The organism is Nocardioides cremeus (assembly GCF_030518195.1).
Lineage (GTDB): Bacteria > Actinomycetota > Actinomycetes > Propionibacteriales > Nocardioidaceae > Nocardioides > Nocardioides cremeus.
This window is the reverse complement of the sequence record NZ_JAULSC010000023.1, coordinates 1-26,677: the sequence shown is the minus strand read 5'-3', so window position 1 is coordinate 26,677 and position 26,677 is coordinate 1. Positions and strand designations below refer to the sequence as shown.

The window sequence follows — 26,677 nt, the reverse complement described above, 5'->3', positions numbered from 1 at the left end:
CTCAACTCCCCGGACCGGGGATGTCTGGCACTCTCATGATGAGACTGCCAGCGTCATGTTTAGCACTCGCCCGGGTCGAGTGCAAACGTGGCAGGCGGTGCCCGCGGGGCACCCGGTCGTGCTCGCCGACGGCGGTGAGCAGCGAGGGCAGCAGGGCCTCGGCGGTGCGTCGGTAGCCCAGTGCGCTGGGGTGGAACCGGTCGAGGCTGAACATCGCGTCGGGGTCGGTGGTGAAGAACGGCCCGACCACCTCGGCCAGCGAGACGGCGTGCGCGCCGGCCTCGACGGCCGCCTCCTCCTGGGCGCGCGCGAGCTGGCGCGAGGCCAGCGAGCCGAGCCGCCGCAGCGGCTGCGGCACCGGGCGCAGCGCGCCGAGGTCGGGGCAGGTGCCGACGACCACCTCGGTGCCCTGGGCGCGCAGGCGGGCGACCGCCCCGGCGAGGTGCGCCGCGGCCTCGGCGACCGGCACCCGGTGGGTCACGTCGTTGCCGCCCACCACGACCACGGCGACGTCGGCGCGGTAGCCGCGCGGCAGGGCGTCGAGCTGGGCGGCGAGCATCGAGCTCTCCGCGCCGACCACCGCCGCGGTGCGCAGCCGCACCCCCCGCTGCAGGTGCTTGGCCAGGCCCTTGCTGAGCCGCCCGCCGAGGGTGTCCTTGCGCCGCTGGGCACCCAGGCCCGCCGCGATCGAGTCACCGAGCAGGAGCAGGTCGAGCGGGTCGCCGTAGGTGCGCTTCCAGACCCGGTCGGCGTACGGCGCCTGCTCGCCCAGCGGCTTGCCGATCAGGTGGCGCGCGGCCGCGGCCTGGCGCGCCAGCAGTCCGCGCACGGCGTACGACGCCACGCCGGCGGCGGCGCCCACGACGACGGCGGGCAGGACGAGGCGTCGAGTCACCGGCCCACCACAGCGCACCCCGGTGAACCCCGGGTGAGGCCCGGGCCGACGGCGCGTGACGACCTGGGGCCGTGCCGCTCAGGCGAAGCGGCGGTCGGTGTAGCGACGCAGCTTCTTGAGGAAGGAGGAGAAGGTGATGTCGAGGACCGGGGCGAAGAGCTTGAGGATCCAGCGCTGGGCGCCGGTCGGCCACATCGAGAGCGTCCAGGTCAGCCGGCAGCCCTCGGCCGTCGGCACCACCACGTAGTGCTCGCCGAAGGCGGCCATGCCGGGGGCGTTGGTGCGGGTGAAGCAGAAGGCCATGGTGCGCGGCGGGTCCCAGTCGAGGAAGACCTCCTCGCCCACGATGCCGCCCTGCATCTCGACGGTGCGGGTCGCACCGACCGCGATGTCGCCCTCGGCCGCGCCCGGGCTGGTCCAGGTGACCCTGGTGATCGCAGTGGCCCAGTGCGGCCAGGCCTCGGCGTCGGCCAGCACCTCGAAGAGCTGCTCGGGGGTGATCGCCAGGTCGACGCTGTTGGTGAAGGGCGCGGGCGCGGCGGGGATGTGGGCGACCTCGACCAGGCGGGTCGCGCGCATCTCGCGGGCCACTCAGCAGCCGCCCGCCACGGCCGGGATGACCGAGACCTGCACGCCGTCGGGCGTGGGCGTGGCCAGGTCGTCGAGGAAGCGCACGTCGTCGTTGCCGACGTAGACGTTGACGAAGCGGCGCAGCGCGCCGTTGTCGTCGAGGATGCGCGCACGGATGCCCGGGTGCCGCGACTCGAGGTCGTCGAGGACCTCGACGAGCGTCGCGCCGGAGGCCGGCACCTCGCTCTCGCCGCCGGTGTAGGTGCGCAGGATCGTGGGGATCCGGACGGACACGCTCATCTGTGTTCCTCCGCTCAGGCGATGCCGGTGGCCACGAACGCGGCGTACGACGGCGCGATGGTCGCCGCCGGGCCCACGGAGTCGGCCACGGCGTCGAGGGTCTTCAGGCCCATGCCGGTGTTGATGACCACCGTCTCGAGCGAGGTGTCGAGCTGGCCGGTCTCGACGAGCTTCTTCAGCACGCCCACGGTGGTGCCACCGGCGGTCTCGGTGAAGATGCCCTCGGTGCGGGCCAGCAGCAGGATGCCCTCGCGCACGGCGTCGTCGTCGATGTCCTCGACCGCGCCGCCGGTCTCGCGGCAGATGTCGAGCACGTAGATGCCGTCGGCGGGGTTGCCGATGGCCAGGCTCTTGGCGATCGTGTCGGGCTTGACCGGACGGATGGCGTCGACGCCGCCCTTGTAGGCCGTCGAGACCGGGGAGCAGCCGGAGGCCTGGGCGCCGAAGATGCGCACCGGCTTGTCCTCGACCAGGCCCAGGCGCACGAGCTCGCGGAAGGCCTTGTGCACCTTGGTCAGCTGGGAGCCGGAGGCGACCGGGATGACCACCTGGTCGGGCAGGCGCCAGCCGAGCTGCTCGGCGATCTCGTAGCCCAGGGTCTTGGAGCCCTCGGCGTAGAAGGGGCGCACGTTGACGTTGACGAACGCCCAGCCCTCCTCCTCGCCGGCGATCTCGGAGGCGAGCTTGTTGACGTCGTCGTAGTTGCCGTCGACGGCGACCAGGGAGTCGGTGTAGACCGCCGAGTTCACCTGCTTGGGCTTCTCGAGGTTGCTGGGGATGAATACCACGGTCTTGATGCCGGCCCGGGCCCCGGCGGCGGCGACCGCGTTGGCCAGGTTGCCCGTGCTGGGACAGGCGAAGACCTTGGCCTTGAACTCGACGGCGGCGCTCAGCGCGCAGGCCACCACCCGGTCCTTGAAGGAGTTGGTGGGGTTGGTCGAGTCGTCCTTGACCCACAGCTTGGTCAGGCCCAGCTCGGCGGCCAGGTTGCGGGCCTCGAGCAGGCGGGTGAAGCCGGGCTCGGTGTTGGGGCTCTGCTCGATGTCGTCGGGCACCGGCAGCAGCGCCTTGTAGCGCCAGATGTTGCGCGGCCCGGCCTCGATCTGCTCGCGGGTGACCGCGGGGAAGTCGTAGGCGACCTCCAGCGGGCCGAAGCACTCGGTGCAGGCGTAGTGCGGGCCGAGCTCGACCTGGTGGCCGCACTCGCGGCAGACCAGCCCGGTGGCGTGGCCGAACGCACCCTCGCGCAGGGTGGGCTTCTCGGTGATGACAGCGCTCATGAAGTCCTCCTTCTCATCTTCCCCGGGCGTCTCTCGCACCGGGCCGGATGTAGCACCGTTTCCACGAACCGCTGTCGCAGGTGGTCCGCAGGTGCGGACGCCCTGGTGGGCGGAGGATCGTGGCGGTTGCCGGGACGTCGACGGGCCGTTCCCTCAGTCCCTCTTGATGAGCAGGCGCCACTGTACGCGTCGACCGTCTCGCCATGCGAACCGGCCATCCAGGATGCGGACGCCCTCCGGGTCGCCCGCAGGGCTCAGGCCCGCAGCGCCTCGGCGTCGGCGGTGAAGGTGCGCAGCAGCTCGAGCACCTCGTCGGGCCCGGAGACCAGCACGTCGGCGCGCTCGACGAGGGCCTGCTGCTCCTCGGAGGCCACGGCGACCAGCAGGGTCGCGGCGCCGCTGCGTCCGTGGGCGCTGACCGCCTCGAAGGCCTCGACGTCGCCGAGGTCGTCGCCGGCGAAGAGGAGTCCGGAGGCCCCGGTCAGCCTGACCAGGGTGTCGACGGCCTGGCCCTTGTGCATGCCCGGCGAGCGCACCTCGAGCACGTGGCGGCCGGGCTCGACCACCAGCCCGTGGGCCCGGGCGAGGTCACCGACCGGCCCCTCGAGCCGCTCGAAGGCCGCGGTGGGGTCGGGCAGCCGGCGGGTGTGCACCGCGACCGCGAGCCCCTTGTCCTCGATCCAGGCGTCGGCGGCGTCGCCCTCGCGCAGCACCCGGGGCAGCTCGCGCTCGAAGGTGGCCAAGCCGGCGGGCGGGCGCGGGGAGACGATGCGCCGCTGGTCGGAGGACCACCGCTCGTTGCCGTACTGGCCGAAGACGTAGAGGTCCTTGCCGCTGGCGTGCACCGCGTCGGCGACCTCCTCGAGGCCGCCGAGGTCGAGCGCCTGGCGGGCCGGGCGCCCGGTGACCACGGCGACCGCCCGCACCTGCGCGGCCAGGGCGACCAGGACGTCGGCGGCGTCAGGGTGGATGTGCGCCTGCTCGGGGTCGTCGACGATCGGCGACAGGGTGCCGTCGAAGTCGAGGCCCACGACGCTCTCGGCGGCGGCGCGCACCAGGGCGGCGTAGCGGCCCTCGGCCGCGGCGGAGACGAACTCCATGGCCAGGCTCAGTCGAGCTCGCCGGTCAGGATCAGGGTGAGGCGGTCGAGCTTCATCGCACCCGTGGCCGGCAGGGTGCGGTCGATGCCGAGGTCGAGGGCCAGCAGCTTGGCGGCCCGCTCGAGCTTGGGCGGGTGGTAGACGGTGGTGGCCGGCACGGTGCCGTACCAGTTGTCCTCGCCGACCACCTGCCAGCCGGCGCCGGTGGCGCGCTGGGCGACCCGCCCGGCCAGGCCGGTCACCGAGGAGTTGTTGTAGACCTCGACGTAGACCTCGCCGCGCTTGATCGCCGGCGCGGGCTTCTTGGTCGGCTTCGGCTCGGCCGGCTCGGCCTTCTCCTCGACCTCCGGCTCCTGGTCCTCGCCCTGGTCCTGCACCGCCTCGCGGGCGGCGGGGGTGATCTCGCGCTCGGTGGGCTCGGAGCCCTGGGTGGCCACGAAGGCGAAGGCGGCCATCGCCACGGCGATGACCGAGAGGATCACCACGGGCGAGGGCAGCACGGTGCCGCGCTCGGTGCGGGGACGCTGGTGGGGGGCCACGGCGCTCAGACCTCGAAGCCCAGTCGGCGGGCGGAGCGCTGGCGCTGGCGCGCGGCGCGCAGGCGGCGCAGCCGGCGCACCAGCAGCGGGTCGGCCTCGAGGGCCTCCGGCTTGTCGATGAGGGCGTTGAGGACCTGGTAGTAGCGCGTCGAGCTCATGTCGAACTTCTCGCGCACCGCGCTCTCCTTGGCACCGGCGTACTTCCACCACTGGCGCTCGAAGGCCAGGATCTCGCTGTCGCGATCGCTGAGCAGCGGACCCTCGGTGACGGGCTGGGCGTGGGCGGCGTCCCGCTGGGGCTCCATGCGGCATCTCCGGACTGGGCTGACGAGGTGGGTGGACTGGTGCTCATCGTAGACCACCGAACTACACCCGTGTCATTACCGCGAGGCGTGTCCGCCACCGCCCTCGGGCACCCAGAGGGGTCCCTAGGGTGGGCCGCATGACGAGCGAGCAGCAGACGGTGCGGTGGGGCTTCCTCACCACGGGCAAGATCGCACGCAAGGTCGCCGCCGACCTGGCGCTGGTGCCGGGCTCGGAGCTGGTGGCCGTGGGAGCCCGGCGCCTGGAGTCGGCCGAGGCGTTCGTGGCCGAGCACGCCCCCGGCGCCCGCGCCCACGCGTCGTACGCCGACCTGGTCGCCGACGAGGGGGTCGACGTCGTCTACGTCGCCTCGCCGCACGCGCTGCACCTGGAGCACGTGCGGATGGCGCTCGAGGCCGGCAAGCACGTGCTGTGCGAGAAGCCGGTGACCCTCGACCCGGCGCAGGCGCAGGAGATGGTGCGCCTGGCCCGCCACCACGACCGCTTCCTGATGGAGGCGATGTGGACCGCCTGCCACCCGGTCGTGCGCGAGCTGCGCGAGCGGCTGGCCTCGGGCGAGCTCGGCACCCCCCGCACGCTGCGCGCCGAGCTGGGCTTCCACGTCGACGCCGCGCCCGACGACCGGCTGCTCGACCCGGTGCTGGGCGCCTCGGCGCTGCTCGACATGGGCATCTACCCCTTGACCCTGGCCCACCTGCTGCTCGGCGCGCCCGAGCGCCTGCACGCCGAGGCGAACCTCTCCGAGCGCGGCACCGACATGGACGTCGCCGTGCTGGGCCGCTACCCGGGCGGAGCGCTGGCGACGCTGTCGGCGTCGATGACCGCGTGGTCCGACCGCTCCGCGGCTCTGGCCACCGACCGCGGCCACGTGCACCTCGAGGGGCAGTTCCACCACCCCGACGCGGCGGTGTTCGTGCCCCGCGACGCGGCGGGCGTGGAGGGCGAGCCGGTGCGGATCACGGGCCGGGAGCCGGTCGTGGGCGGCGGCTACGGCAACGAGGTGGCCGAGGTGGCCCGCTGCGTGCGCGAGGGCCTGCGCGAGAGCCCGTGGGTGCCGCACGAGCAGACGCTGGCGCTGATGGCCCAGCTCGACGACGTACGCCGCCAGGTCGGGGTGGAGCTGCCCGGCGCCGACCCCCTCCTCCCGGGCGACGCGGGGTGAGCCGACGCCACCTAGGGTGAGTCCCGTGTCCTACGACCTCGTGATCGTCGCCAACCGGCTGCCGGTGGACAGGGTGGTGCTGCCCGACGGGTCCAAGGGCTGGCGCACCTCCCCCGGTGGTCTGGTGACCGCCATCGAGCCGGTGATGCGCGCCAACCACGGCGTGTGGATCGGCTGGCCCGGCGGCACCGACCAGGACCTCGAACCGTTCGAGCACGACGGGCTCGAGCTGGCGCCGATGACGATGAGCCAGGACGACATCGAGGGGTTCTACGAGGGCTTCTCCAACGGCACCCTGTGGCCGCTCTACCACGACCTGGTCGCCAAGCCGGAGTTCCACCGGGAGTGGTGGGACTCCTACGTCTCGGTCAACCAGCGCTTCGCCGAGCGCGCCGCGTCGTTGGCCAACGAGGGCGCCACGGTGTGGGTGCACGACTACCAGCTGCAGCTGGTGCCGCAGATGCTGCGCGACCTGCGCCCCGACCTTCGCATCGGCTTCTACCTGCACATCCCGTTCCCGCCCGGCGAGCTGTTCCAGCAGCTGCCGTGGCGCCGCCAGGTCCTCGAGGGCCTGCTGGGCGCCGACCTGGTCGGCTTCCAGATGCCCGGCGGCGCGCAGAACTTCGTGCGCCTGGTGCGCCAGCGCGTGGGTCACAAGACCCACCGCGACCTGGTCTACCTGCCCGACGGACGCACCGTGCGGGCCCGGCCCTTCCCGATCTCGATCGACGCCGCCGGCTTCGAGGAGATGGCGCGCTCTGAGCCCGTGGCCGAGCGCTCGAAGGAGATCCGCGAGGCGCTGGGCAACCCGCGCAAGATCTTCCTGGGCATCGACCGCCTCGACTACACCAAGGGCATCTTCGCGCGGCTGCGCGCCTTCAGCGAGCTCATCGACGACGGCCACTTCGACGTCGAGGACGCCGTCTTCGTGCAGGTCGCGGTGCCCAGCCGCGAGCAGGTCGAGCAGTACCGCATCCTGCGCGACGAGATCGACCGGCTCGTGGGGCGCATCAACGGCGACCTGGGCCGCATCGGCCGCCCGGCGATCTCCTACCTGCACTCCTCCTACCCGCGCGAGGAGATGGCCGCGCTCTACCGCGCCGCCGACGTCATGGTCGTCACGCCCTACCGCGACGGCATGAACCTGGTCGCCAAGGAGTACGTCGCCTGCCGCTTCAACGACGACGGCGCGCTGGTGCTCTCGGAGTTCGCCGGCGCCGCCGACGAGCTGCGCCAGGCCTGGCTGGTCAACCCCTACGACATCAACGGCATGAAGAGCGCGCTGCTCGAGGCCTACCAGGCCGAGTCGAAGGAGACCACGCGCCGGATGAAGGCGATGCGCCGCACGGTGACCCAGCACGACGTGGCCGCCTGGGCCGACTCGTTCATGACCGAGCTCTCCGACGTCGGCACGCACGGCAAGGCGGTCCGCCCGGCCCGCCGCTCGTGACCGCCCTGCCACCCTCCGACGAGCGATCGCGGCCAGGGGTGTCGCGGGCCACCCGTAACTCACGGGGGCCGGGGTAGTTTGCGGGGCAGGAGGTGGATCGTGGACCTGATCCCCAAGCCCGACCAGGTGGTGTCGGCGGCCAGCAACGTGGCGCACAAGGTGCTGTACGGCGGCATCGCCGACCTGCGCCCGATGCCGCGCACCCTGATCGACGACGGAGAGCTGCGCGAGGTCTACCACTACCGCCCGGCGGCCACGACCCGTCAGGTCGGCGACCCGGTGCTGCTGGTGACCCCGCTGGCGGCGCCGTCGACCTGCTACGACCTGCGCCGTGGCTGCTCGCTGGTGCAGCACTTCGTGACCGAGGGCCGCCCCACCTACCTCGTGGAGTACGGCGAGGTCTCCTTCCGCAACCGCAACCTCGGCCTGGAGCACTGGGTCGACGAGGTGGTCCCGACCGCGGTCCGCGAGGTCTCGGCCCACGCCGGCGGCCGGCCGGTGCACGTGGTCGGCTGGAGCCTCGGGGGGATCTTCGCGATGCTCGCCGCCGCCGACTCCCCCGACCTGCCGATCGCCTCGCTGAGCATCGTCGGCTCGCCGGTCGACACCTCGCTGGTGCCGCTCGTGGCGCCGCTGCGCCCGCTGCTCCAGCTCAACCCCACCGCCGGGCGGGGGGCGGTGACCCGGGCCTACCAGGCGATGGGCGGGGCGCCCAAGCCGCTGGTCAAGTGGGCCTTCCAGCTCTCGTCGTTCCAGAAGCTCGTCACCAAGCCGCTCGCGCTGGCCACCCACCTCGACGACGCCGACTTCCTGGCCCAGATCGAGGCCGTCGACCGGTTCACCGCCGGCATGATCGCCTACCCCGGTCGCACCTTCGGCCAGCTGTACCACCGCTTCGTCAAGGGCAACGTGCTGCGCACCGGCACCTTCGAGCTCGACGACCGCACCATCGACCTGGCCCGCATCGACGTCCCGGTGCTGGTCTTCGGCGGCGCCACCGACGGCATCGCCCCGGTGCCCGCGGTCAAGGCGCTGGTGCCGCTGCTCTCGGGCTCGCCCGACGTGCGGTTCGAGATCGTCCCGGGCGGACACCTCGGCATGCTCACCGGTCGCGCGGCCCGCGACACCACGTGGCGGGTGCTCGACGCGTGGTTGGCCGAGTGGTCCACCCCCGAGGAGGCGCCGAGGAAGGCACCCGCCAGGAAGTCGGCCTCGAAGAAGGCACCGGCCAAGAAGACGGCCGCGAAGCGGGCGCCTGCGAAGAAGGCTGCAGCCAAGAAGGCACCGGCGAAGAAGGCTGCGGCGAAGAAGACGCCGGCCAAGCGGACCGCCGCCAGCAGGGAGTCGATCGGCGCCAACCCGCAGCGTCGCTACGGCTCGGAGGGCTCGCGCTCGCTGTCCCGCTGAACCGCCTCCGCGCAACGAACCCGTGGCGGGCGGGAGGTCAGCGGCGCAGCCCCTCGAGACCGGCGGCGGTGGCGTAGCGCTCGAGGTAGGCGGTCATCATCAGCACGCCTTCCTCGACCAGCGTCGGGTCGCCCTCGGCATCGTGCTCGTAGGCGAGCTGGAAGACGCGGTCACCGACCTCGACGGCCAGCTCGGCGGCCGCGGGGCTGAGGTCGTCGCGGCACAGGCCGCGCTCGAGCGCGAAGTCGCGCAGCGCCTCGGCGATGCGGATGTTGTGGGCGCGCCCGAAGCGCGCCACCGCGGCGTTGCCGCGGCCACGCAGGTAGATCTCGACGAACGCCGGCCGGCGGCGGTAGACCGCCACGAAGGCCTCCATCGCCGTGCGCACCACCGCGGCCACGCTGAGCTCCCCCAGCTCCTCCAGCGCCGCCAGGTCGGTGGCGACCTGGTCGTCCATCTCGGCGGTGTCGCGCCCGGCCAGGGCGAGCAGCACCGCCTCCTTGTCGCCGAAGTACTGGTAGAGCGAGGCCACCGGGACGCCGGCGTGCTCGGCGATGGCCCGGGTGGTCAGGGACTCGACCCCCTGCTGGACCACCAGTGCCTCGGCCGCGTCGAGGATCGCCTCGACGCGCTGGCGGCTGCGGGCCTGCGTGGGCACGCGGCGTACCGCTCCCAGGGCCGGGTCCATCCCGGATGCCGCGTCGCCGGTCTCCCCGGGGTGCTCTCGCGCTCGTCCCGCTCCCATGCGGCGCAGTGTAGGGTACGGCTGAAACTGACACACGTTCACGTTTGCACCGGGAGCCAGATGACACCGCAGTCCCCCGACCTCGACCTCTCCCGCCGCCTGCTGCTGGGCGGCGGCGCCGGCGCGGCCCTCGGCGCACTGGCGCCCGGGCTGCTCCACGCAGCCGACGCCCAGCCGGCCGGCCGACAGGGGCCGCTCCCCCGGCGCGCCGACGTGGTCGTGGTCGGCGCCGGCATCTCCGGGCTCGTCGCCGCGGAACGGCTGGCTCGCCGGGGGGTCGACGTGCTGTGCGTCGAGGCGCGCGACCGGGTCGGCGGGCGGGTGCTCAACCACCACCTCGAGGCCGGCGGCACCATCGAGGCCGGCGGCGCCTTCATCGGCCCGACGCAGGGCCGCATCGCCGCCCTGGCGCAGCGGATGGGCGTGCGCACGTTCCTGCAGCACAACGAGGGCAACAGCGTCTACATCTCCTCGACCACCGGCCGCCAGGAGTACACCGGCACCGTCCCGCCGGATCCCACGATCCTGCCCGACGCCGGCGTGCTGCTGACCCGCATCGACTCGATGGCCGCCGAGATCGACGTCAGCGCCCCGTGGTCGCACCCGAGCGCGCGCGAGTGGGACGCGATGAGCCTGGGCGAGTTCATCCGCCGCAACGCCGTCAACGCCTCCGGCGTGGGCAACCTGATCAAGTCGTGGACCCAGCCGGGCTTCGGCGCCGACCCCGACGAGCTCTCGCTGCTCTTCGTGCTCTGGTACGTCGCCGCCAGCGGCGACGAGACCCACGTCGGCACCTTCTCCCGCAACTCCGACACCGCGGGAGGCGCCCAGGAGCGCCGCTTCGTCGGCGGCTCCCAGCTGGTGCCGATCCGGCTCGCCCGCCGCCTGGGTGACGTGGTCGCGCTGCGGGCCCCGGTCCGTCGCATCGAGCAGCGCGGCCCCCACGCACTGGTGCAGACCCGGCGCGGCACCGTGCGGGCCCGACGCGTCGTGGTCGCGGTGCCGCCGCCGCTGGTGCTCGACATCGACTGGGACCCGCAGCTGCCCACCGACCGGCGACAGCTGCTGCGGCACATGGACATGGGCCAGCTGATGAAGTGCGACGCGGTCTACGAGACGCCCTTCTGGCGCGAGGACGGGCTCAACGGCTTCGGCATCAACGACTCGGGGGCCGCGCGTGCTGTCTTCGACAACTCCCCGCCCTCGGGCACCCCCGGCGTGCTGCTGGCCTTCGTCGGCGGCAGCACCTGGCGCGAGCAGGGGCCCCGGCGCCGGCGCGAGCGGCGCGAGGCCGTGCTGCGCGGCTTCGCCGACATGTTCGGCGAGCGCGCACTGCGCCCGATCGAGTACACCGAGAGCGACTGGACGAAGGAGCGCTGGACCCGCGGCGGCCCGACCGCGCTGCACGCACCCGGCACGATGGTCGACTTCGGCCCGTCCATCCGGCGTCCGTTCGGGCGGGTGCACTGGGCCGGCACCGAGACGTCGACGTACTGGTCGGGCTACATGGACGGCGCCGTGCGCGCGGGCGAGCGTGCCGCCGTCGAGGTCGGGGACCGGCTGTGAGGCGCCTGGTCGCCGGGCTGGTGCTCGCCCTCGCCGTGGCCGGCGCGCCCGGCGTCGCGGTGGCGGCGCCCGAGCGCGAGAAGTGGGACACCCGGGTCTTCTCCCTCGTGCCCCCGCCCGGCTACCCGGCCTACGTGCACGCCCACAGCAACGGGCGCGTGTACGCCGGCACCTACCTGGCCCGCGACCCACGCCGCGCCTCGACACCCTCGAAGGTCGTGGAGTGGTCGGCGGGCGGCACGCTGCTGCGCTCGTGGACGGTGCCCGGACAGGACCTCGACGCCGACCACGGCGTGCAGGTGGCGCACGAGACCGCCGACGGCGAGCTGGTGCTGCTCGAGATCTCGCGCTCGCGGGTGATGACGCTCGACACCCGCACGGGCCGCTTCCGCACCGTGGCACGACTGCCCGAGGGCGCGGTCCCGAACTTCGCGACCTGGGGCCCGCGCGGGCTCTACGTCACCGACTACGGCGACGGCGTGATCTGGCGGGTGCGCCGCGACGGGCGCGTCCAGGAGTGGTTCCGCGCCCCCGAGCTCGACGGAGTCGCCGGCTTCGGCACCACCGGCATCCGCTGGATGAAGGGACGCCGCGAGCTGCTCGTGGCACAGCAGACCCTGGGCACCGGCGCCACCCTGCCGACCAACGGCGCGCTGCTGCGCCTGCCCGTCGACCGGCGCGGGCGCCCGGGCGAGCTGTCGACGCTGTGGACCTCCGCGCCCGGCGACCTACCCGACGGCTTCGGGGTCGCACGCTCCGGCCACGTGTACGTCGCACTCGCGGGCCTGGCCGCCCAGCTCGTCGAGCTCGACGCCCGCGGTCGCGAGGTCGCCCGCTTCCCCGAGGTGCCGCTGAGCGGCGACAACGGCTCCGAGGTGCCCTTCGACACCCCGAGCTCGGCCACCTTCCTGGGCACCTCGGTGCTGGTGGCCAACCAGTCCGCCGTCGCCGGCGAGCCGTCGCACCAGGCGATCCTCGACGTCGAGGTCGGCGAGCGCGGACGCCCGGACTTCCTGCCCCGGCGGGCCCGCTTCCGCCAGCGGCTACGGTCGCCGGCATGAACGTGCTCGACGAGCTGGTCGACCAGGGCCGGATGGCCCCCGACTGGGCCCAGGCCCTCGCGCCGGTGGCGCACCAGGTCGAGCAGGTGCGGGAGTTCCTGCGAGCCGAGACGGCTGCCGGGCGGCCCTGGCTGCCCGGCGAGGACCGGCTCTTCCGGGCCTTCGAGCGCCCGCTGGCCCAGGTGCGGGTGCTGCTGGTCGGCCAAGATCCCTATCCGACTCCGGGGCACCCGGTGGGCCTGTCCTTCTCGGTCGACGCCGCGGTGCGGCCGGTACCGCGCAGCCTGGCGAACATCTACCGCGAGCTCGAGGACGACCTGGGCCACCCGCCCCCGCCCCACGGCGACCTGACCGCCTGGGCCGACTCCGGGGTGATGCTGCTCAACCGGGTGCTCAGCGTGCGAGCCGGCGCCGCCGACTCCCACCGCGGGCGCGGCTGGGAGCAGGTGACCGAGCAGGCGGTGCGGGCGCTGGGCGCGCGCGGCGGTCCGCTGGTGGCGCTGCTGTGGGGCGCTCGGGCGCGCGGGCTCGCCGGCCTGCTCGGGTCGGTGCCGGTGGTCGCGTCGGCGCACCCCTCGCCGCTGTCGGCGTACCGGGGGTTCCTCGGCTCGCGGCCCTTCTCCCAGGTCGACCGGCTGCTCGTCGAGCAGGGCGGCGCCCCGGTCGACTGGGCCCTGCCCGCCGACCCGGCCCAGATCTCACGCTGACCCGGCCCAGACTTCGCCTCGACCCGGCCCGGACCGGCACCTGCTCAGCGCAGCCGGGTGCGCCGCATCATCCGTAGGCCGCTCAGCATCTGCTTGACGTAGGCGTCGTAGTCCTGGCCCGGGCGCGGGCCGAGCACCTGCTTCTTGAGCACCGCCAGGTTCTGCACGTCGGTGTACTTCAGCAGCCCCTGGTCGCCGTGGCGCGCACCCACCCCCGACTGCTTGACCCCGCCCGAGGGCGTCGACTTCGAGGCGTACGCCGTGGCCAGCGCGTCGTTGACGTTGACGTTGCCCGACTCGATGCGTGCCGCGACGGCCTGGGCGCGCTCGAGGTCGCCGCCCCAGACCGAGGCGTTGAGGCCGTAGTCGGTGTCGTTGGCCAGCGCCACCGCCTCGTCGACGCTGCGGTAGCGGTGCAGCGCGACGACGGGCCCGAAGGTCTCGGTGACCCCGCAGAGCATGTCGGTGGTGACGCCCTCCAGCACGGTCGGGTCGAAGAACGCCGGGCCCAGATCGGGGCGCGGCCGCCCGCCGGTCAGCACCCTCGCGCCCTTGGCCACCGCGTCCTCGACGTGCGAGAGCACCCGGTGCATCTGGTCGACCGAGACCAGCGAGCCGACCTCCGGCCCGAAGTCGTACGACGCCCGCACGTCGAGCGCCGCCGTGGCCCGCACGAACTTCTGCTTCAGCTCGTCGTAGCGGCTGTCGGGCAGGTAGATGCGCTCGATGTGCATGCAGATCTGCCCGGTGTTGCCGAAGACGCCGAACAGGGTGCTGGCCACCCACTCGTCGGCGTCGACGTCGTCGAGCACGACCTGCGGGTTCTTGCCGCCCAGCTCGAGGCAGGCACCGATGAGGTTGCGCCCGGCGCGCTCGCCGATGGTGCGTCCGGTCGCGGTGCTCCCGGTGAACATGACGTACGACGCGTTGTCGATGAGGGTGGGCCCGACGTCGGGCCCCTCCCCGCAGACCACCTGGAAGAGCCCCTTCGGCAGTCCGGCCTGCTCGAGCATCGCGATGCCGTGCAGCGGCGAGAGCGCGGTCTTGTTGTCGGGCTTGAGCACGACGGCGTTGCCGGCCATCAGCGCCGGGATCGCGTCGGAGATGCCGGTGGCGAAGGGGAAGTTCCAGGGGGCGATGATGCCCACGACGCCCTTGGGCTGGCGGATCTCGGTGGAGTGCGAGACCACGGGCACCGGCCCGCCGTGCCGCTTCGGCGCGAGCAGCCGGGGCGCCCGCTTGAGGTAGTGGCTCATCACCATCGGCGGGTCGCAGGACTCCTCGACCGCCATCCGGCGGTTCTTGCCGCTCTCGGCCTGGATGAGGTCGGCGGTGGTCAGCGCGTTGGCCACGAAGATCTCGTGGGCCCGCTTGAAGACCGCCAGCCGGCGGCGCAGCGGGGTGGCCGCCCAGGCCCGCTGGGCCTCGCGCGCGGTGGCGAAGGCACGCTCGATGTCGGCGGGGGTCGACTGCGGCAGGTCGACGAGGTGCTCGCCGGTGTAGACCTCGGTCAGCTTCCAGGTGCCACCCGAGGTGGAGGGCACCCGGGCGACGAGGTCGCGCATGAAGTCGTCGGTCAGGACGGCGGGTCGCTGCAGGGTCATCGCTCAGCCCCGCCCCAGCACGAGGTCGGCACCGCGCTCACCGATCATGATGGCCGGCGCGTTGGTGTTGCCGCCGGTGATGGAGGGCATGATCGAGGCGTCGCAGACCCGCAGCCCCGCGACGCCGCGGACCTTGAGCTCGGGGTCGACGACCGCGAGCTCGTCGACGCCCATCCGGCAGGTGCCCACGCCGTGGTAGACCGACGTGGCCCGGTTGAGGATCTCCTGGCGCAGGTCGCTGCCGCGCAGGTGGGCACCCGGGTGGGTCTCGCCCTTGACCGCGCCGCGGAAGGCCTTGTTGGCGAAGATCTCGCGGGTGATCTCGGAGCCCTCGACGAGCAGGTCGAGGTCGGCGGGGTCGGCGAGGTACTGCGGGTCGATCAACGGCGCCGCGGTCGGGTCGGCCGAGGCCAGGCGCAGGGTCCCGCGGCTGCGGGGGTAGATCAGGGTGCTCAGCACGGTCAGCGACGGGCGCTGGTCGACGTCGTGGCGCACCGGCGCATCCTGGTTGGGCGAGACGTAGGCCCAGGGCAGCAGGTGCAGCTGCAGGTCGGGGATGCCGCCGGTGGCCTGCGAGGTCTGCAGGAAGGCCAGCACCTCGAAGACGGAGTTGGCCAGGAACGTCGACCCCGGTCGCAGGACCTCCTTGGCCACGCCCTTGCCGAAGAAGGTGGCGCTGCCGCGCAGTGCCGACGAGGTTGCGTGGAAGGTCAGGGCGTGGAAGAGGTGGTCGTGCAGGTTGTCGCCCACGGGGAGGTCGGCGACCACCTCGATGCCCTGGTCGCGCAGGTGCTGGGCGTGGCCGATGCCCGAGAGCATCAGCAGCTGGGCCGAGCCCACGAAGCCCGCGGAGAGGATGACCTCCTTGGCGGCCCGGATCGTGCGGCTGGTGCCGTCCTTGTCGCGCACCACGACACCGGTGGCACGACCGTTGTCGATGACGACCCGGGTGGCCAGCACCCGCGACTGGACCTCGAGCGTCGGCGGCGCGAGGTGGTGGATGTAGCCGCGGGAGGCGGAGTAGCGCAGGCCGTCGGCGGCGTTCTGCTGCATCCGGGCCACGCCCTCCTGCGAGGCGCCGTTGTAGTCGTCGAGGATCGGGGCGCCGACGGTGTCGGCGGTGGCCTCGAGGAACTGCAGCGACCCCTCCTGGGGCGTCTTGTTGTAGGTGACCCGGATGGGCCCGCCCTCACCACGGAACTCGTCGGCGCCGCCCTCGTAGTCCTCCATCCGGCGGTAGGCGCGGTTGACGGAGTCGGCGTCCCAGCCGGTGCAGCCCTCGGCCGCCCACGAGTCGTAGTTGGCCCGGTTGCCCCGCACGTAGACCATGCCGTTGATCGAGCTGGAGCCGCCGAGCACCTTGCCCCGCGGCACCGGCATCTTGCGGTCCAGGATGTGCTTCTGCGGGGTCGTGTAGTAGCCCCAGTCGACGGTGCGCTTGATCTGCGGCACCGCGTGCATCGGCCCGATCATGCCGGGCTTCCTGGTCAGGAACTGCTCGTCGCTCCTGCCGGCCTCGAGCACGATCACGCTCGCGCCCGACTGGGCGAGGCGACCTGCGATCGTCGCGCCGGAGCTCCCGGAGCCGACCACCACGTAGTCGGCCTCGTTGCTGGGTGCCTTCTTGGCCATCGGAGCCTCCATGCGCTCGGGCGGTGCGAGGTCCGTGGCCGGGGGGGGCGGCTTCACATACCCTCGGAATGTGTCGGCGCCCACACTAGGGCACGAATGGAACTTGTTCTAGTTATCTGCGCCGGTTGACCGCCGGACTGGACACCTCGCCACAATGGCCGCGTGCGCATCCTGTCGATCCAGTCCTCGGTCGCCTACGGCCACGTCGGCAACTCCGCCGCCGTCTTCCCCCTCCAGCGCCTGGGCCACGAGGTGTGGCCGGTGCTGACGGTCCACTTCTCCAACCACACGGGGTACGGCGCCTGGCGCGGGCCGCTGCTCGACCCCGCCGACGTGCGCGAGGTGATCGCCGGCATCGACGACCGCGGCGTGCTCGGCAGCGCCGACGCCGTGCTCTCCGGCTACCAGGGCGACCCGGCCGTGGGGGCCGTCGTCCTCGACACGGTGGCGCGCGTCAAGCAGCTCAACCCCGACGCCGTCTACTGCTGCGACCCGGTGATGGGCGACGTGGGGCGGGGCATGTTCGTGCGCCCGGGCATCCCCGAGTTCATGCGCGACACCGTCGTGCCGGCGGCCGACGTGATCACCCCCAACCACTTCGAGCTCGACTTCCTGGCCGGCACGACGACCCGCACGCTCGACGAGGTACTCGCCGCGGTCGACGTCGTGCGCGAGCGCGGCCCCCGCGACGTCCTGGTCACCAGCGTGCTGCACGACGAGGTGCCGGCCGAGCACCTCGAGGTGGTCGCGGTCTCCGACGAGGGCGCCTGGGCGGTCACCACTCCCCTGCTGCCGATCAGCCCGAACGGCTGCGGCGACGTCACCGCCGCGCTCTACCTGGCGCACCTGCGCAGCACCGGCTCGCCCGGCACCGCGCTCGAGCGCACCACCGCCTCGGTCTTCGCCATCCTCGAGGCCACCCTCGCCGCCGGCACCCGCGAGATCCAGCTGGTCGCTGCCCAGGAGGCGATCGCGACCCCGCCCGCCACCTTCTCCGCCCGCCGCCTGCGCTGACCCGGCCCGAATCTCCCGCCGAGCCGGCGCAAACCTCCCGCCCAGCCGGCCCGAACTTCGCGCCCAGTCGGCCCGAATCTCCCGACGTACCGACCTGGACCTCCCCTCGGAGATCTGGGCCGGGTCAGCGCGAAGTTCAGGCCGGGTCAGGGGGAAGTAGGGGCCGGGTGGGCGGGAGGTTCGAGCCGGGTCGCGGGGGCGACCGTAGAGTTCGGCGTCGTGAGCACCGACGCCCCCGAGCAGCCGACCGCCCAGGCGGGCGAGCAGGCCGCGACCGACGGGGACGGGCGGGTGCTGCTCTCGCGGACGGCCGACGGCCGCCCCGTCCCCTCGGCCCACGACCGGGCCGGCGCCCGGGCGTGGCTGCGGCTCGAGGACCCGTTCGTGGGCTGGAGCGCCGCGGTCGGGCTCGGCCTGGTCGCGCTGTTCCTGCGGCTGTGGAAGCTCGGGACGCCCGCGGAGTTCCAGTTCGACGAGACCTACTACGCCAAGGACGCGTGGTCGCTGGTCAACCACGGCTACGTGCGCGGCTACGTCGACGACGCCGACGAGCAGATCCTCGACGGCACCGTGCGCGGGCTGTGGCAGGACGACCCGTCGATGATCGTGCACCCCGAGGTCGGCAAGTGGCTGATCGGCCTCGGCGAGCGGCTCGTCGGGATGGACCCCACCGGCTGGCGGGTCTCCTCGGCCGTCGTCGGGGCGCTGATGGTGGTCGTGATGGCGCGCCTGGGCCGCCGCCTGACCGGCTCGACCGGCCTCGGCCTGGTCGCCGGGCTGCTGCTGATGCTCGACGGGCTGCACTTCGTGCTCTCGCGCCTCGCGCTGCTCGACATCTTCCTGGCCTTCTTCGTGCTCTGCGCGGTGGCCTGCCTGGTCGCCGACCGCGACTGGTACCGCGCCCGGATGGCGCGCCTGCAGACCACCGCCGTCACCGACCCCGCCTCGTGGGGGCCGGTGCGCGCCCTGCTGTGGCGGCCCTGGCTGCTGGCCAGCGGCGTGTGCTGGGGCCTGGCGATCGGCACCAAGTGGACCGCGCTCTACCCGTTGGCGGCCTTCGGCGTGCTGGTGTGGGTCTGGAGCGCCGGCGCGCGCCGCTCCTTCGGCGTACGCCGCCCGGTGCTGCGCTCGGTGCTGGCCGACGGACTGCCGGCGTTCGGCCACCTGGTGCTCGTGGCCCTGGCCGTCTACGTCGCGACGTGGACCGGCTGGATGGTCCACGCCGGCGACTACGAGCGCTCGCTCTCCTCGACGCAGTACACCCAGTTCACCGGCGAGGGCGAGTGCCAGGACGAGTCGTTCGTGGCCAGCGACCCCGACACCGGCGCGCGCTGGCCGACCGCCGACCAGGCCGACGCGTCGGGCCCCGGCGAGGTCGTGCAGTCGCTGCGCTCGCTGTGGGCCTACCACCAGGACGTCTACGCCTTCCACACCCACTTCCTCAGCTGCTCCACGCACACCTACCAGTCCGACCCGCTGGGCTGGCCGCTGCTCAACCGCCCGGTCGGGGTCGCCGCCGACACCGGCATCCAGCCCGGCACCCGCGGCTGCGAGGCACCCGAGGGCAGCGACTGCCTGCGCCAGGTGCTGCTGCTGGGCACCCCCGTGCTGTGGTGGGGCTCGAGCCTGGCGCTGCTCGCGGCCGCGGCGCTGTGGATCGGCGCGCGCGACTGGCGCTACGGCGTACCGGTCGTGGGTGCGCTGTCGACGTGGCTGCCGTGGCTGCTCTACGACGACCGGCCGATCTTCCTCTTCTACGCCGCGGCGATGCTGCCGTTCATGGTGCTGGCCACCACGCTGCTGATCGGCAGGATCGTCGGCCCCTCGCGCGAGCCCAGCACCCGCCGCACGGTCGGCGTGGTGGCGGCCGGCTCGTTCGTGGTGCTGGTGCTGCTCAACTTCGCGTGGTTCTGGCCGATCTGGACCAACGAGCTGCTCACCCACTCGCAGTGGCTCGACCGGATCTGGTTCGGCCGCTGGATCTAGCCCTTCGCCCCCTGCGCCGCGGCGCACTCGTTGGCGAAGCGCACCACGTCGTAGGCGCTGTAGTGCGACGGGTCGTCGTGGGGGCCCTGCACGGTGCGCACCGAGACGTCGGCGCCGAAGCCCTGCAGCGCCGCCGAGAGCCGCCCGGTGTTGGCGTCGTAGGGCACGTAGGGGTCGAAGGGGCTAGCCACGAAGCGGAACGTGGTGCCCGTCTGGGCCAGCTTGTACGCCGTGTCGACGGGGTTGCGCTCGCGCGGGTAGGGCCCGCCGCCGTAGGCCTTGCGGATGAAGCCGTTGGCGCCGGGCACGTTGCCCATCGTGGACATGTCGACGGCCGCCTTGACGCCGTACCAGCACGGCGGCGCCTCCTTGCCGTGCAGCAGCGCGTTGAGGGAGGTGGTGCCACCCATCGAGGTGCCGAGGTACATCGTCACCTCGGCGCCGCCCTGGCGCTCGGCCCACTCCCAGACCCGGTCGGCGTCGTCGGTGGAGGCGGGGTTGCCCCAGGCCTCGCGGTGGAACATCGAGGAGGCCACCACCCAGCCGTCGCGGCGCAGCGCGTCGAGCCAGGGGCCCTCCATCTTGTCGTTGACGTTGCCGCCCTGGCCGTGGAAGAAGACGACGACGCCCTTGGGGTCGTTGGTGGGCGGCAGGTTGACGCGCACCTTCTGGCCGGCGAGGTTGTCCTCGACCTTCTCGGCCGGGTGCTCGCCGCTCGCGCCGGTGGTGCCCAGCACCAGGCCCACCGCGAGCAGTGCCGCGAGCACGACCTGGGTCAGCCTCTTGACCACGTCTCCCCCTCCTCCGACCCCCTCCGGGCCGCTCCCACCAGACAACGAGCACGCCCGCCAGGGGTGACGCCCCGGCGATCGTGTCGCAATCGTGACCGCTGGTCGACCTCGCTGCCACACCGGCCCACTAGACAGGGTGCCGTGCCCCGTCCCTCCCGCCGTGCGCTCGTCGGCACCGCACTCGTCCTGCTGCTGGGGCTTGGCGGCCTGGGGGCCTGCCGCGACGACGCGACCGAGCCCGACGACGAGGCGGGCGCACCGTTCACGCTGCCGGTGGGCTCGCCGCGCTACGACCACCGCGCACCGGCCTGGGCGGTCGGAGCGACGCTGCACGTGGGCGAGGTGACGATGGAGCTCGACCCGGCGCCCACCGCGTTCGTGGTGACCCGCTGGGGCGTGCACTACCTGGCCGAGGGGTCGCTGTGGTGGAGCGACGGCGGCGCCGCCGAGCGGGTGGCGCGGGTGGGCACGAGCGAGCTGAGCCTCTCGGCCGACGGGCGCCACCTCGGCCTGCTGGACGCGGCGCGCGGACGCCAGGACGAGTTCGGCACCCACCTGGCCGTGCCGGTGGTGCTCGACGCCGGCACCGGCGAGCAGGTGCTGCGCGAGCCGGCGCCGGTGGAGGAGCTCGGCGACCTCGCGGACCTCTACGAGGACGCCGAGACGGGCTTCCTCGGCTTCTCCGACGATGCGGCGTACGCCGCCGACCCGGTGGCCGGCGGCACCCTGCGGCTGCCGCTCGACGGCTCCGAGCCCGAGCTGGTGCGCCCCGAGCGGGCCCTGGTCCTGCCCGAGGAGCGCGGCACGCCGGTGCGGCTGCGCGAGACGGCCGACGGCCGGCTGCGGCTGGCCCGGCCGCGCGAGCAGTCGACCGCCGCCGGATGGCTCTCGCCGGGCAGCGACGCCGTGATCGCGGCCGAGCGCACGACCGGCGTCTGGTACGACGCCGTCGACGGCACCCCGCACGAGGTCGAGACCGGCGACCGGTTCTTCTACCTCGGCGGCTGGGTCGACGACCGCACCTTCTACGGGGCGGCCAGCGCGCGGGGCAGCGCACTGGGACCCTCCGGGCGCACCGTCGTGGTCGCCTGCACCCTGGGCGAGCGGCGCTGCGAGTCGGTGGGCACCGAGTTCGCGCTGCCCGAGCGCCCCCAGCTGCTCTTCGGCACGGGGCGCCCGGCCGGGCAGTGAGGGCTCGGCCGGGGCGTCACGTGCGTCCGGCTCAGGCGCTCTCGGACAGGTCGGCTCGCGCCGGTGGTCGCGGCGGCTGCGGCACCTGGTGGCCCAGCTCGCCGCCGATGCGGCCGCCGTGCGGTCGGCCGTGGTCGGCGAACTCCTCGCGGGAGTAGACCAGGTGGTGCTCACCGAGGTCGAGGCGGCTGCCGGTGCGCAGCAGCACCGGCTCGGTGACCGGGGCGCCGTGCACCCGGCTGAGCCCGGCGACCGGGTGGACGCAGAACTCGTCGCGCTCGTCGTGCACGACGCGGGCGTGCACCGGCTCGAGGCCGGGCAGCACGATGTCGCAGGACTCGTCGGAGCCGATCGTCTGGGTCTCCTCGAGCCAGAAGACGGGCTGGCGCTCGCCGCCCCAGACGTGCTCGCGCACCAGCACGAGCCGGGGGCTGCCGCCGCCGGCGGGGTCGTGGGTGGTGCTGACCGGGCGCCGCGCCTGCGGGTGCATCGTGGGGAACGGGGGCCACAGGGTGGCGGGCGGGCTCAGCTCGAGGCCGGGCAGCACGGGGCCGCGACCGGCCGCACGCGAGCGGGCCGAGGTCCAGGCGCCCTTGAGGCTGCCCAGGCGGATGTGGCGCGACCGGGTCACCCGGCGCTGCCACCAGGGGGCGCGCACCGCACCGAGGGTCACCAGGTGCGTCTCGCCCTGCACGACCCGGAGCACGATGTCGCGCGCGGCCAGCTCGCCGGCGACCCGACGGATGAGCGGGGCGTCGCCGGCCCCGGCGAACGCGCCGGGGTCGTCGACGTCGAGCGTGAGCCGGCTGCCGGCGCCGGTGAGGTGGCCGTGCAGGTCGTCCTTGCCCTCGCGGCCGAGGCTGAAGTGCAGGTCGGCGGAGACCTGGGTGGCCATGACTCCTACCGTCCTTCGGTGGGGGGCGTGGGCTCGCCCCGGTCGGTGGTGGTGATGGTCAGGCGTCCGTCGACCTTCCAGGTCGCACGGGGGGCGCGGGCGCCGGTGTCGCGGGGGACCTCGACGGTGATGTCCTCGAACGCGTAGTGGATGGCCGCCTCGCGGCCGGTCAGGAACGTCCACATCCGGCGGCCGAGGTCGGTCCAGTCGACCACCTCGTCGCTGCGCGAGCCGTCCACGGCCTGGGTGCTGGTGTCTTGTGTCGTCGCCATGCCTCCTCCTTCATAGTGAAACAACTTGTTGAGGTTTCTCGCTTAGAGTTCAACACAGGTTGTGCAGGAGCGCAAGGGGGCGGCGGGTGCGACCTGCCCGAGAGGAGCACGACCACCAGAAGGGGGGCGCAGCCGAGGCCGGTCGGCAGCGATGATCGAGGGATGAGGGAGGCCACCGTCGGCTCCGCCGCGCCCACCGTCCGGTCCCGGCTGCTCCCCGCCCTGCGCGAGCTGGCGCTGCTGGCCGTGCTGTACCTCGGCTACACCGCCTCGCGCCTCCTGGCCGACGACGACCTGGCCGCGGCACAGCGGGTCGCCGAGCGCATCTTCGAGTGGGAGCGGACGCTCGGGATCGCGGTCGAGCCCACCCTGAACGGCTGGACCGCCGCGCACGTGGTCGTCGGCGTCGGCGCGGCGTACTGGTACACGGTCACGCACTACGCCGTCACCGCGCTGGTGCTGCTCGTCGTCTGGCTGCGGCGACCCGGGGCCTACCGCAGCGCCCGCACCGTGCTGGTGGCCTCGACGCTGACCGCCCTCGCGTTCTACCTGGTGGTGCCGGTGGCTCCCCCGCGCCTGGTGCCGGGGTACGTCGACGTGCTCGCGCAGACCGCCGACTGGGGGTGGTGGGGCCAGAGCGCCTCGGCACCGCGCGGACTGGGCTCGATGACCAACCAGCTGGCCGCGATGCCCTCGATGCACGTCGGGTGGGCGGTCTGGGTCGCCCTCACCCTGTCGCGGCTGGTGCCGGGGCGCTGGCGCACGCTGGTCTGGTGCTACCCGGTCGTGACCACGTTGGTGGTGGTGATGACCGGCAACCACTGGCTCCTCGACGCCGTCGCCGGGGCCGCGGTCGTGCTGCTCGTCGACCGGGCCGTGCGGGCCCGGCGGCTCAGCGGGCCTGCTCGGCCTCCAGCGCCTCGGTGAGCAGCGCGACCAGCGCCTCGAGCTGCACGTCGGCCGACGAGCCGACCTCCTCGTCGGAGCCGTCGAGCGCCGTGGCGGCCAGGCCGGCCTTGGAGTCGATCAGCTCGGCGATCTTGGTGTCGAGGGTCTGCGCCGCGATCACGCGCCAGGCGGTGACCGGCAGCTCCTGGCCGATGCGGTGGATGCGGTCGATCGCCTGGGTCTGCTCGGCGTCGGTCCACGACAGCTCGGCCAGCACCAGGTTGGAGGCCACCTGCAGGTTGAGCCCCACGCCGGCGGCCGAGAGCGAGCAGACCACCACGGCGACGTCGGGGTCCTCCTGGAAGGCCTTGATGGCGGCTTCGCGGGCCTTGGGCGTCTGGTCGCCGCGGATCGAGGTGTAGCGCAGCTCGCGGCGCGCGAAGGTCTCCTCGGCCACGTCCATCACGTCGACGTGCTTGGCGAAGAAGACGACCTTGCCGACGCTGCGCGCCAGCTGGGCGGCGTAGTCGGCGGCCAGCCCGGCCTTGGCCTGGCCGATGCGGCGCATCATCGAGAAGACGTTCTCGCCGTTCTTGGCGCCGGCGGTGTCCTCGCGCTCCCACGTCGCGACGCGGCGTACGAGCTCGTGGTCGATGCCGTCGACGACCACGCCGGAGGTGCGGGTCTCCAGGGCGGAGTGGTAGCGGGCCACGAGGCGGCGGGCCAGCTCGCGCTCGGCGTCGCGGATCGAGCGGCCCAGGGCGTCGTCGAGCTCGACGGGCAGGTCGGCGACCCGGCGGGCCGGGATGTCGGCGGCCACGTCGACCTTGCGGCGGCGCACGATGCCCATGTCGATGACCTTGGCGCGCGCGGCGCCGTAGAAGGCCGGCTCGGCCGGGGTCAGCCCGGTCTCCTCGAGCGCGTCCATGAGCTTGCCGAGCGGCTTGCGGTCGTCGATCCAGCCCAGGAACTGCCAGATCGCACGGAAGTCCTCGAGGTCGTTGATCAGCGGCGTGCCGGTCAGCGCCATCAGCAGCGGGTGCGCGGTGCGCGAGCGGATCCGCTCGGAGAGCTGCAGCACGTGCTGGCTGCGCTGGGAGGTCTTGTTCTTGATGAAGTGCGCCTCGTCGACGACCATCCCCTTGAAGCCGAGGTCGCCGAGCCAGCCGACGTGGCGGTCGAGCACCTCGTAGTTGACCACCACGATGTCGGCGAAGCCGTCGATGTCGCTGCCGTCGCCGTGGATCACGGTGACCGGGCGGTGCGGGGTCCACAGGCCGGCCTCGCGGGCCCAGTTGGTCTTGACGACGTTGGGCACCACGCACAGCAGCGGGTAGGCGTCGGCGGCCTGTGCGGCCAGCAGCGCCTGCGCGGTCTTGCCCAGGCCGGGCTCGTCGGCCAGCAGGAAGCTGCGGTGGCCGGCGGCGGCCGCGGCGACCATCTGGGCCTGGTGCGGCATCAGCTGCATGCCGTCGGGGGCGCGGAAGGCCGACGGGTCGGGCAGCGGCATGCACGCCGGGGCACCGCCGCCGGCGTACTCGAAGGAGCGGAAGAGAGGGCCGAGCAGCTCCCAGCCGGCGAGGCGGCCGTTGCGCGGCCGGGTCGCGTCGGCGACCCCGAAGTCGGGCACCAGGAACGGGTTGGCCAGCTGGCGCGAGATCACCGACGGCGGCACGACGCGTCGGTCGACCTGCGCGTCGGCGCCGGGCTCGGGAGCCGGGGCGGGCTTCTCGACCTCGACCTCGAGGCCGGCCGCGCGCTGCATCTCGGCCTTCAGCTCCCGCGCCGAGTGGGAGAAGTCGGCGTCCTCGGCGAGCAGCGCGAGCATGCTGGTCTCGCGCGTGGAGGTCTTGGCCAGGATCGTCGCGACCCCGTCGAGGCGCTTGAGCTGGGCGGCCTTCTGGCCCTCCGAGGTCTCCTCGTCGGCCTTGATCCGGGCCCGCTCCTCGCGCACGAGGTGGGCCACCACCTGGAACTTGGTGCGCACGGAGGGGCGCACGGCGCCGCGCTGGACCGCGCCCTCGACCTCGCGCACGGCCTTGGCGAGCACGGGGATGATGCCCTCGTTGTCGAGATCGCGGGTACGCCGCTGCGCGCGGGGCGCCGTGCGGGCGCCGCCGGACCGGCGCTGGCCTCGTTGAGCCACAAGCTCCTCCTCTGGAGTGACACCGGTGCACTCGCGCGGCGGGGCTGCTCACCACCGTCCGCGGACCCGTGCACCCGGGCGTGCCCCGCCTCGTGGAGCCTGCTGGCGCACACGAGGACGACGCGTCCAGCACGTCCCGACGGCGACGGCGGACCGATCGGCGGGACCGAGGAACTCGGGTCCGGGGCCCGCGACGACGGGATCGGTGCTGGTCGTGCCCGGACACGCGTCCAGGCACGCCTCCACCGTACCGCGCCGCCCCGGGTCGCGGCGCATCGCCGTGCGGTGCGTCACCTGTACAGGTGAGGGTGGGCGCTCAACCGGGGAAGTGGGCGGTGACGCTGCCGAGCCCGCTGATCTCGGCGACGACGGTGGAGCCGGGGGCCACCGGGCGCATCGGCCCGAGCGCTCCGGACAGCACCACCTGCCCGGCGCGCAGCGGCTCGCCGAAGAGACGGGCCTGGTGGGCCAGCCACGCCACCGCCCGCAGCGGGTCGCCCAGGCAGGCCGCGCCGGTGCCCGTGGAGACCTCGACGTCGTCGATGCGCATCGACATCGTCACGCCCACGGGCTCGACCTCGGCCAGGGTGCGCCGGCGGGAGCCCAGCACGTAGAGGCCCGAGGAGGCGTTGTCGGCGACGGTGTCGGCGAAGGAGATGTCCCAGTCGCGGATGCGCGAGTCGACGATCTCGAGCGCGGCCACGGCGTGGTCGACCGCGCCCCGGACCTGGGCGAGGTCGAGGGGGCCGTCGTCGAGGTCCTCGCCCAGCACGAACGCCACCTCGGCCTCGACCTTGGGCTGCAGGAGGCGTCCGACCGGCACGTGAGCGCCGTCCTCGAGGCCCATGTCGTCGAAGAGCACCCCGAAGTCGGGCTGGTCGACCCCCAGCTGGGTCTGCACCGCCTCGGAAGTGGCGCCGATCTTGCGGCCCACCACGCGGGCGCCCGCCGCGACCCGGCTGGCGTTGAGGTGCCCCTGCACGAGGTAGGCCGCCGCGACGTCGGTGGCCCCGATCAGGTCGCGCACCGGTGCGCAGGGGGTGGTGGTGGCCAGCGCCCGCACGAGCCGCTCGCCCGCCGCGGCCACGGTCGCCGCGTCGACCTGCGAGCGCGGGCGCTCGACCCGGCCCGCGGGCACGTCGTACGCGTCGC

25 protein-coding genes and 1 riboswitch are annotated in these 26,677 nt (G+C 73.5%); of the genes, 10 read left to right on the top strand and 15 right to left on the bottom strand.

The annotated features are described in order from the left end of the window. Window position 1: 1 nt before the first annotated feature. The 7 genes from QWJ41_RS17900 to QWJ41_RS17870 form a co-directional block, all read right to left on the bottom strand. Entirely contained in the window at window positions 2-895 is an 894-nt protein-coding gene (locus QWJ41_RS17900; protein ID WP_302709817.1) for an SGNH/GDSL hydrolase family protein, read from the bottom strand. 78 nt (window positions 896-973) lie between these two features. Continuing rightward, window positions 974-1,486, bottom strand: a complete 513-nt coding sequence (locus QWJ41_RS17895; protein ID WP_302709815.1) for an SRPBCC family protein — start codon at window positions 1,484-1,486, stop codon at window positions 974-976. Continuing rightward, on the bottom strand, window positions 1,487-1,765 hold the full coding sequence (locus QWJ41_RS17890) for a MoaD/ThiS family protein (RefSeq protein WP_302709814.1): 279 nt from the start codon (window positions 1,763-1,765) through the stop codon (window positions 1,487-1,489). A gap of 14 nt (window positions 1,766-1,779) precedes the next feature. Continuing rightward, the gene (thrC, locus tag QWJ41_RS17885) at window positions 1,780-3,045 is read right to left on the bottom strand and encodes a threonine synthase (RefSeq protein ID WP_302709813.1); all 1,266 of its coding nucleotides are present in this window, start codon (window positions 3,043-3,045) and stop codon (window positions 1,780-1,782) included. Window positions 3,046-3,055: 10 nt separating this feature from the next. Further along, a riboswitch (SAM riboswitch) is annotated at window positions 3,056-3,218 on the bottom strand. Between the two features lie 81 nt (window positions 3,219-3,299). Next, a complete protein-coding gene (otsB, locus tag QWJ41_RS17880) occupies window positions 3,300-4,145 on the bottom strand; it encodes a trehalose-phosphatase (RefSeq protein WP_302709812.1) in 846 nt (281 codons plus the stop codon). Window positions 4,146-4,153: 8 nt separating this feature from the next. Continuing rightward, a complete protein-coding gene (locus tag QWJ41_RS17875) occupies window positions 4,154-4,684 on the bottom strand; it encodes a LytR C-terminal domain-containing protein (RefSeq protein ID WP_302709811.1) in 531 nt (176 codons plus the stop codon). Window positions 4,685-4,689: 5 nt separating this feature from the next. Then, complete coding sequence (locus QWJ41_RS17870) at window positions 4,690-4,989, bottom strand: DUF3263 domain-containing protein (protein ID WP_302709810.1); 300 nt, start codon at window positions 4,987-4,989, stop codon at window positions 4,690-4,692. A 137-nt stretch (window positions 4,990-5,126) separates the two neighbouring features. Between QWJ41_RS17870 and QWJ41_RS17865 the strand changes: the two genes are divergently transcribed. The 3 genes from QWJ41_RS17865 (at window position 5,127) to QWJ41_RS17855 (ending at window position 9,027) form a co-directional block, all read left to right on the top strand. After that, window positions 5,127-6,170 (top strand): Gfo/Idh/MocA family protein, encoded by a 1,044-nt coding sequence (locus tag QWJ41_RS17865; protein ID WP_302709808.1) that lies wholly within the window; start codon window positions 5,127-5,129, stop codon window positions 6,168-6,170. Between the two features lie 16 nt (window positions 6,171-6,186). Beyond that, entirely contained in the window at window positions 6,187-7,620 is a 1,434-nt protein-coding gene (locus QWJ41_RS17860; protein ID WP_302709807.1) for an alpha,alpha-trehalose-phosphate synthase (UDP-forming), read from the top strand. 99 nt (window positions 7,621-7,719) lie between these two features. Further along, window positions 7,720-9,027, top strand: a complete 1,308-nt coding sequence (locus tag QWJ41_RS17855; protein WP_302709806.1) for an alpha/beta fold hydrolase — start codon at window positions 7,720-7,722, stop codon at window positions 9,025-9,027. Window positions 9,028-9,064: 37 nt separating this feature from the next. Here QWJ41_RS17855 and QWJ41_RS17850 read toward each other — a convergent pair whose 3' ends face one another. After that, complete coding sequence (locus QWJ41_RS17850; RefSeq protein ID WP_302709805.1) at window positions 9,065-9,772, bottom strand: TetR/AcrR family transcriptional regulator; 708 nt, start codon at window positions 9,770-9,772, stop codon at window positions 9,065-9,067. Window positions 9,773-9,832: 60 nt separating this feature from the next. Between QWJ41_RS17850 and QWJ41_RS17845 the strand changes: the two genes are divergently transcribed. The 3 genes from QWJ41_RS17845 to QWJ41_RS17835 are packed head-to-tail and all read left to right on the top strand — an operon-like array spanning window position 9,833 to window position 13,106. After that, window positions 9,833-11,338: a flavin monoamine oxidase family protein gene (locus QWJ41_RS17845; RefSeq protein ID WP_302709803.1), complete on the top strand. Its 1,506-nt coding sequence runs from the start codon at window positions 9,833-9,835 to the stop codon at window positions 11,336-11,338. Next, window positions 11,335-12,399, top strand: coding sequence for an SMP-30/gluconolactonase/LRE family protein (locus QWJ41_RS17840; RefSeq protein ID WP_302709802.1), 1,065 nt, complete (start codon window positions 11,335-11,337; stop codon window positions 12,397-12,399). The genes QWJ41_RS17845 and QWJ41_RS17840 overlap by 4 nt, the downstream gene beginning before the upstream one ends. Continuing rightward, a complete protein-coding gene (locus QWJ41_RS17835; RefSeq protein WP_302709801.1) occupies window positions 12,396-13,106 on the top strand; it encodes a uracil-DNA glycosylase in 711 nt (236 codons plus the stop codon). The genes QWJ41_RS17840 and QWJ41_RS17835 overlap by 4 nt, the downstream gene beginning before the upstream one ends. A gap of 44 nt (window positions 13,107-13,150) precedes the next feature. On the opposite strand, the gene QWJ41_RS17830 is transcribed toward QWJ41_RS17835, so the two are convergent. Both QWJ41_RS17830 and QWJ41_RS17825 read right to left on the bottom strand, forming a co-directional pair. After that, on the bottom strand, window positions 13,151-14,710 hold the full coding sequence (locus tag QWJ41_RS17830) for a succinic semialdehyde dehydrogenase (RefSeq protein WP_302709800.1): 1,560 nt from the start codon (window positions 14,708-14,710) through the stop codon (window positions 13,151-13,153). A 3-nt stretch (window positions 14,711-14,713) separates the two neighbouring features. After that, entirely contained in the window at window positions 14,714-16,342 is a 1,629-nt protein-coding gene (locus tag QWJ41_RS17825) for a GMC family oxidoreductase (RefSeq protein WP_439117345.1), read from the bottom strand. A 162-nt stretch (window positions 16,343-16,504) separates the two neighbouring features. On the opposite strand from QWJ41_RS17825, the gene pdxY reads away from it, so the two are divergent. Both pdxY and QWJ41_RS17815 read left to right on the top strand, forming a co-directional pair. After that, window positions 16,505-17,356, top strand: coding sequence for a pyridoxal kinase PdxY (gene pdxY, locus QWJ41_RS17820; RefSeq protein ID WP_302709797.1), 852 nt, complete (start codon window positions 16,505-16,507; stop codon window positions 17,354-17,356). 219 nt (window positions 17,357-17,575) lie between these two features. After that, on the top strand, window positions 17,576-19,342 hold the full coding sequence (locus tag QWJ41_RS17815; RefSeq protein ID WP_302709795.1) for a dolichyl-phosphate-mannose--protein mannosyltransferase: 1,767 nt from the start codon (window positions 17,576-17,578) through the stop codon (window positions 19,340-19,342). On the opposite strand, the gene QWJ41_RS17810 is transcribed toward QWJ41_RS17815, so the two are convergent. After that, complete coding sequence (locus tag QWJ41_RS17810) at window positions 19,339-20,133, bottom strand: alpha/beta hydrolase family protein (protein ID WP_302709794.1); 795 nt, start codon at window positions 20,131-20,133, stop codon at window positions 19,339-19,341. The genes QWJ41_RS17815 and QWJ41_RS17810 overlap by 4 nt on opposite strands. A gap of 141 nt (window positions 20,134-20,274) precedes the next feature. Here QWJ41_RS17810 and QWJ41_RS17805 point away from each other — a divergent pair, with 141 nt between their 5' ends. Then, the gene (locus tag QWJ41_RS17805; RefSeq protein ID WP_302709793.1) at window positions 20,275-21,324 is read left to right on the top strand and encodes a hypothetical protein; all 1,050 of its coding nucleotides are present in this window, start codon (window positions 20,275-20,277) and stop codon (window positions 21,322-21,324) included. 31 nt (window positions 21,325-21,355) lie between these two features. On the opposite strand, the gene QWJ41_RS17800 is transcribed toward QWJ41_RS17805, so the two are convergent. Together QWJ41_RS17800 and QWJ41_RS17795 are read right to left on the bottom strand one after the other, a co-directional pair. Further along, window positions 21,356-22,219 (bottom strand): FHA domain-containing protein, encoded by an 864-nt coding sequence (locus QWJ41_RS17800; protein WP_302709791.1) that lies wholly within the window; start codon window positions 22,217-22,219, stop codon window positions 21,356-21,358. 5 nt (window positions 22,220-22,224) lie between these two features. After that, window positions 22,225-22,491 carry a hypothetical protein gene (locus tag QWJ41_RS17795; protein WP_302709790.1) on the bottom strand — a complete coding sequence of 89 codons (267 nt, stop codon included), beginning with the start codon at window positions 22,489-22,491 and terminating at the stop codon, window positions 22,225-22,227. Between the two features lie 162 nt (window positions 22,492-22,653). Here QWJ41_RS17795 and QWJ41_RS17790 point away from each other — a divergent pair, with 162 nt between their 5' ends. Further along, window positions 22,654-23,418 carry a phosphatase PAP2 family protein gene (locus tag QWJ41_RS17790; protein ID WP_302709789.1) on the top strand — a complete coding sequence of 255 codons (765 nt, stop codon included), beginning with the start codon at window positions 22,654-22,656 and terminating at the stop codon, window positions 23,416-23,418. Here QWJ41_RS17790 and QWJ41_RS17785 read toward each other — a convergent pair. Further along, a complete protein-coding gene (locus QWJ41_RS17785; protein ID WP_302709788.1) occupies window positions 23,384-25,525 on the bottom strand; it encodes a DEAD/DEAH box helicase in 2,142 nt (713 codons plus the stop codon). The genes QWJ41_RS17790 and QWJ41_RS17785 overlap by 35 nt on opposite strands. Window positions 25,526-25,841: 316 nt before the next feature. Continuing rightward, entirely contained in the window at window positions 25,842-26,612 is a 771-nt protein-coding gene (locus QWJ41_RS17780) for a 2-keto-4-pentenoate hydratase (RefSeq protein ID WP_302709858.1), read from the bottom strand. Window positions 26,613-26,677: the final 65 nt, after the last annotated feature.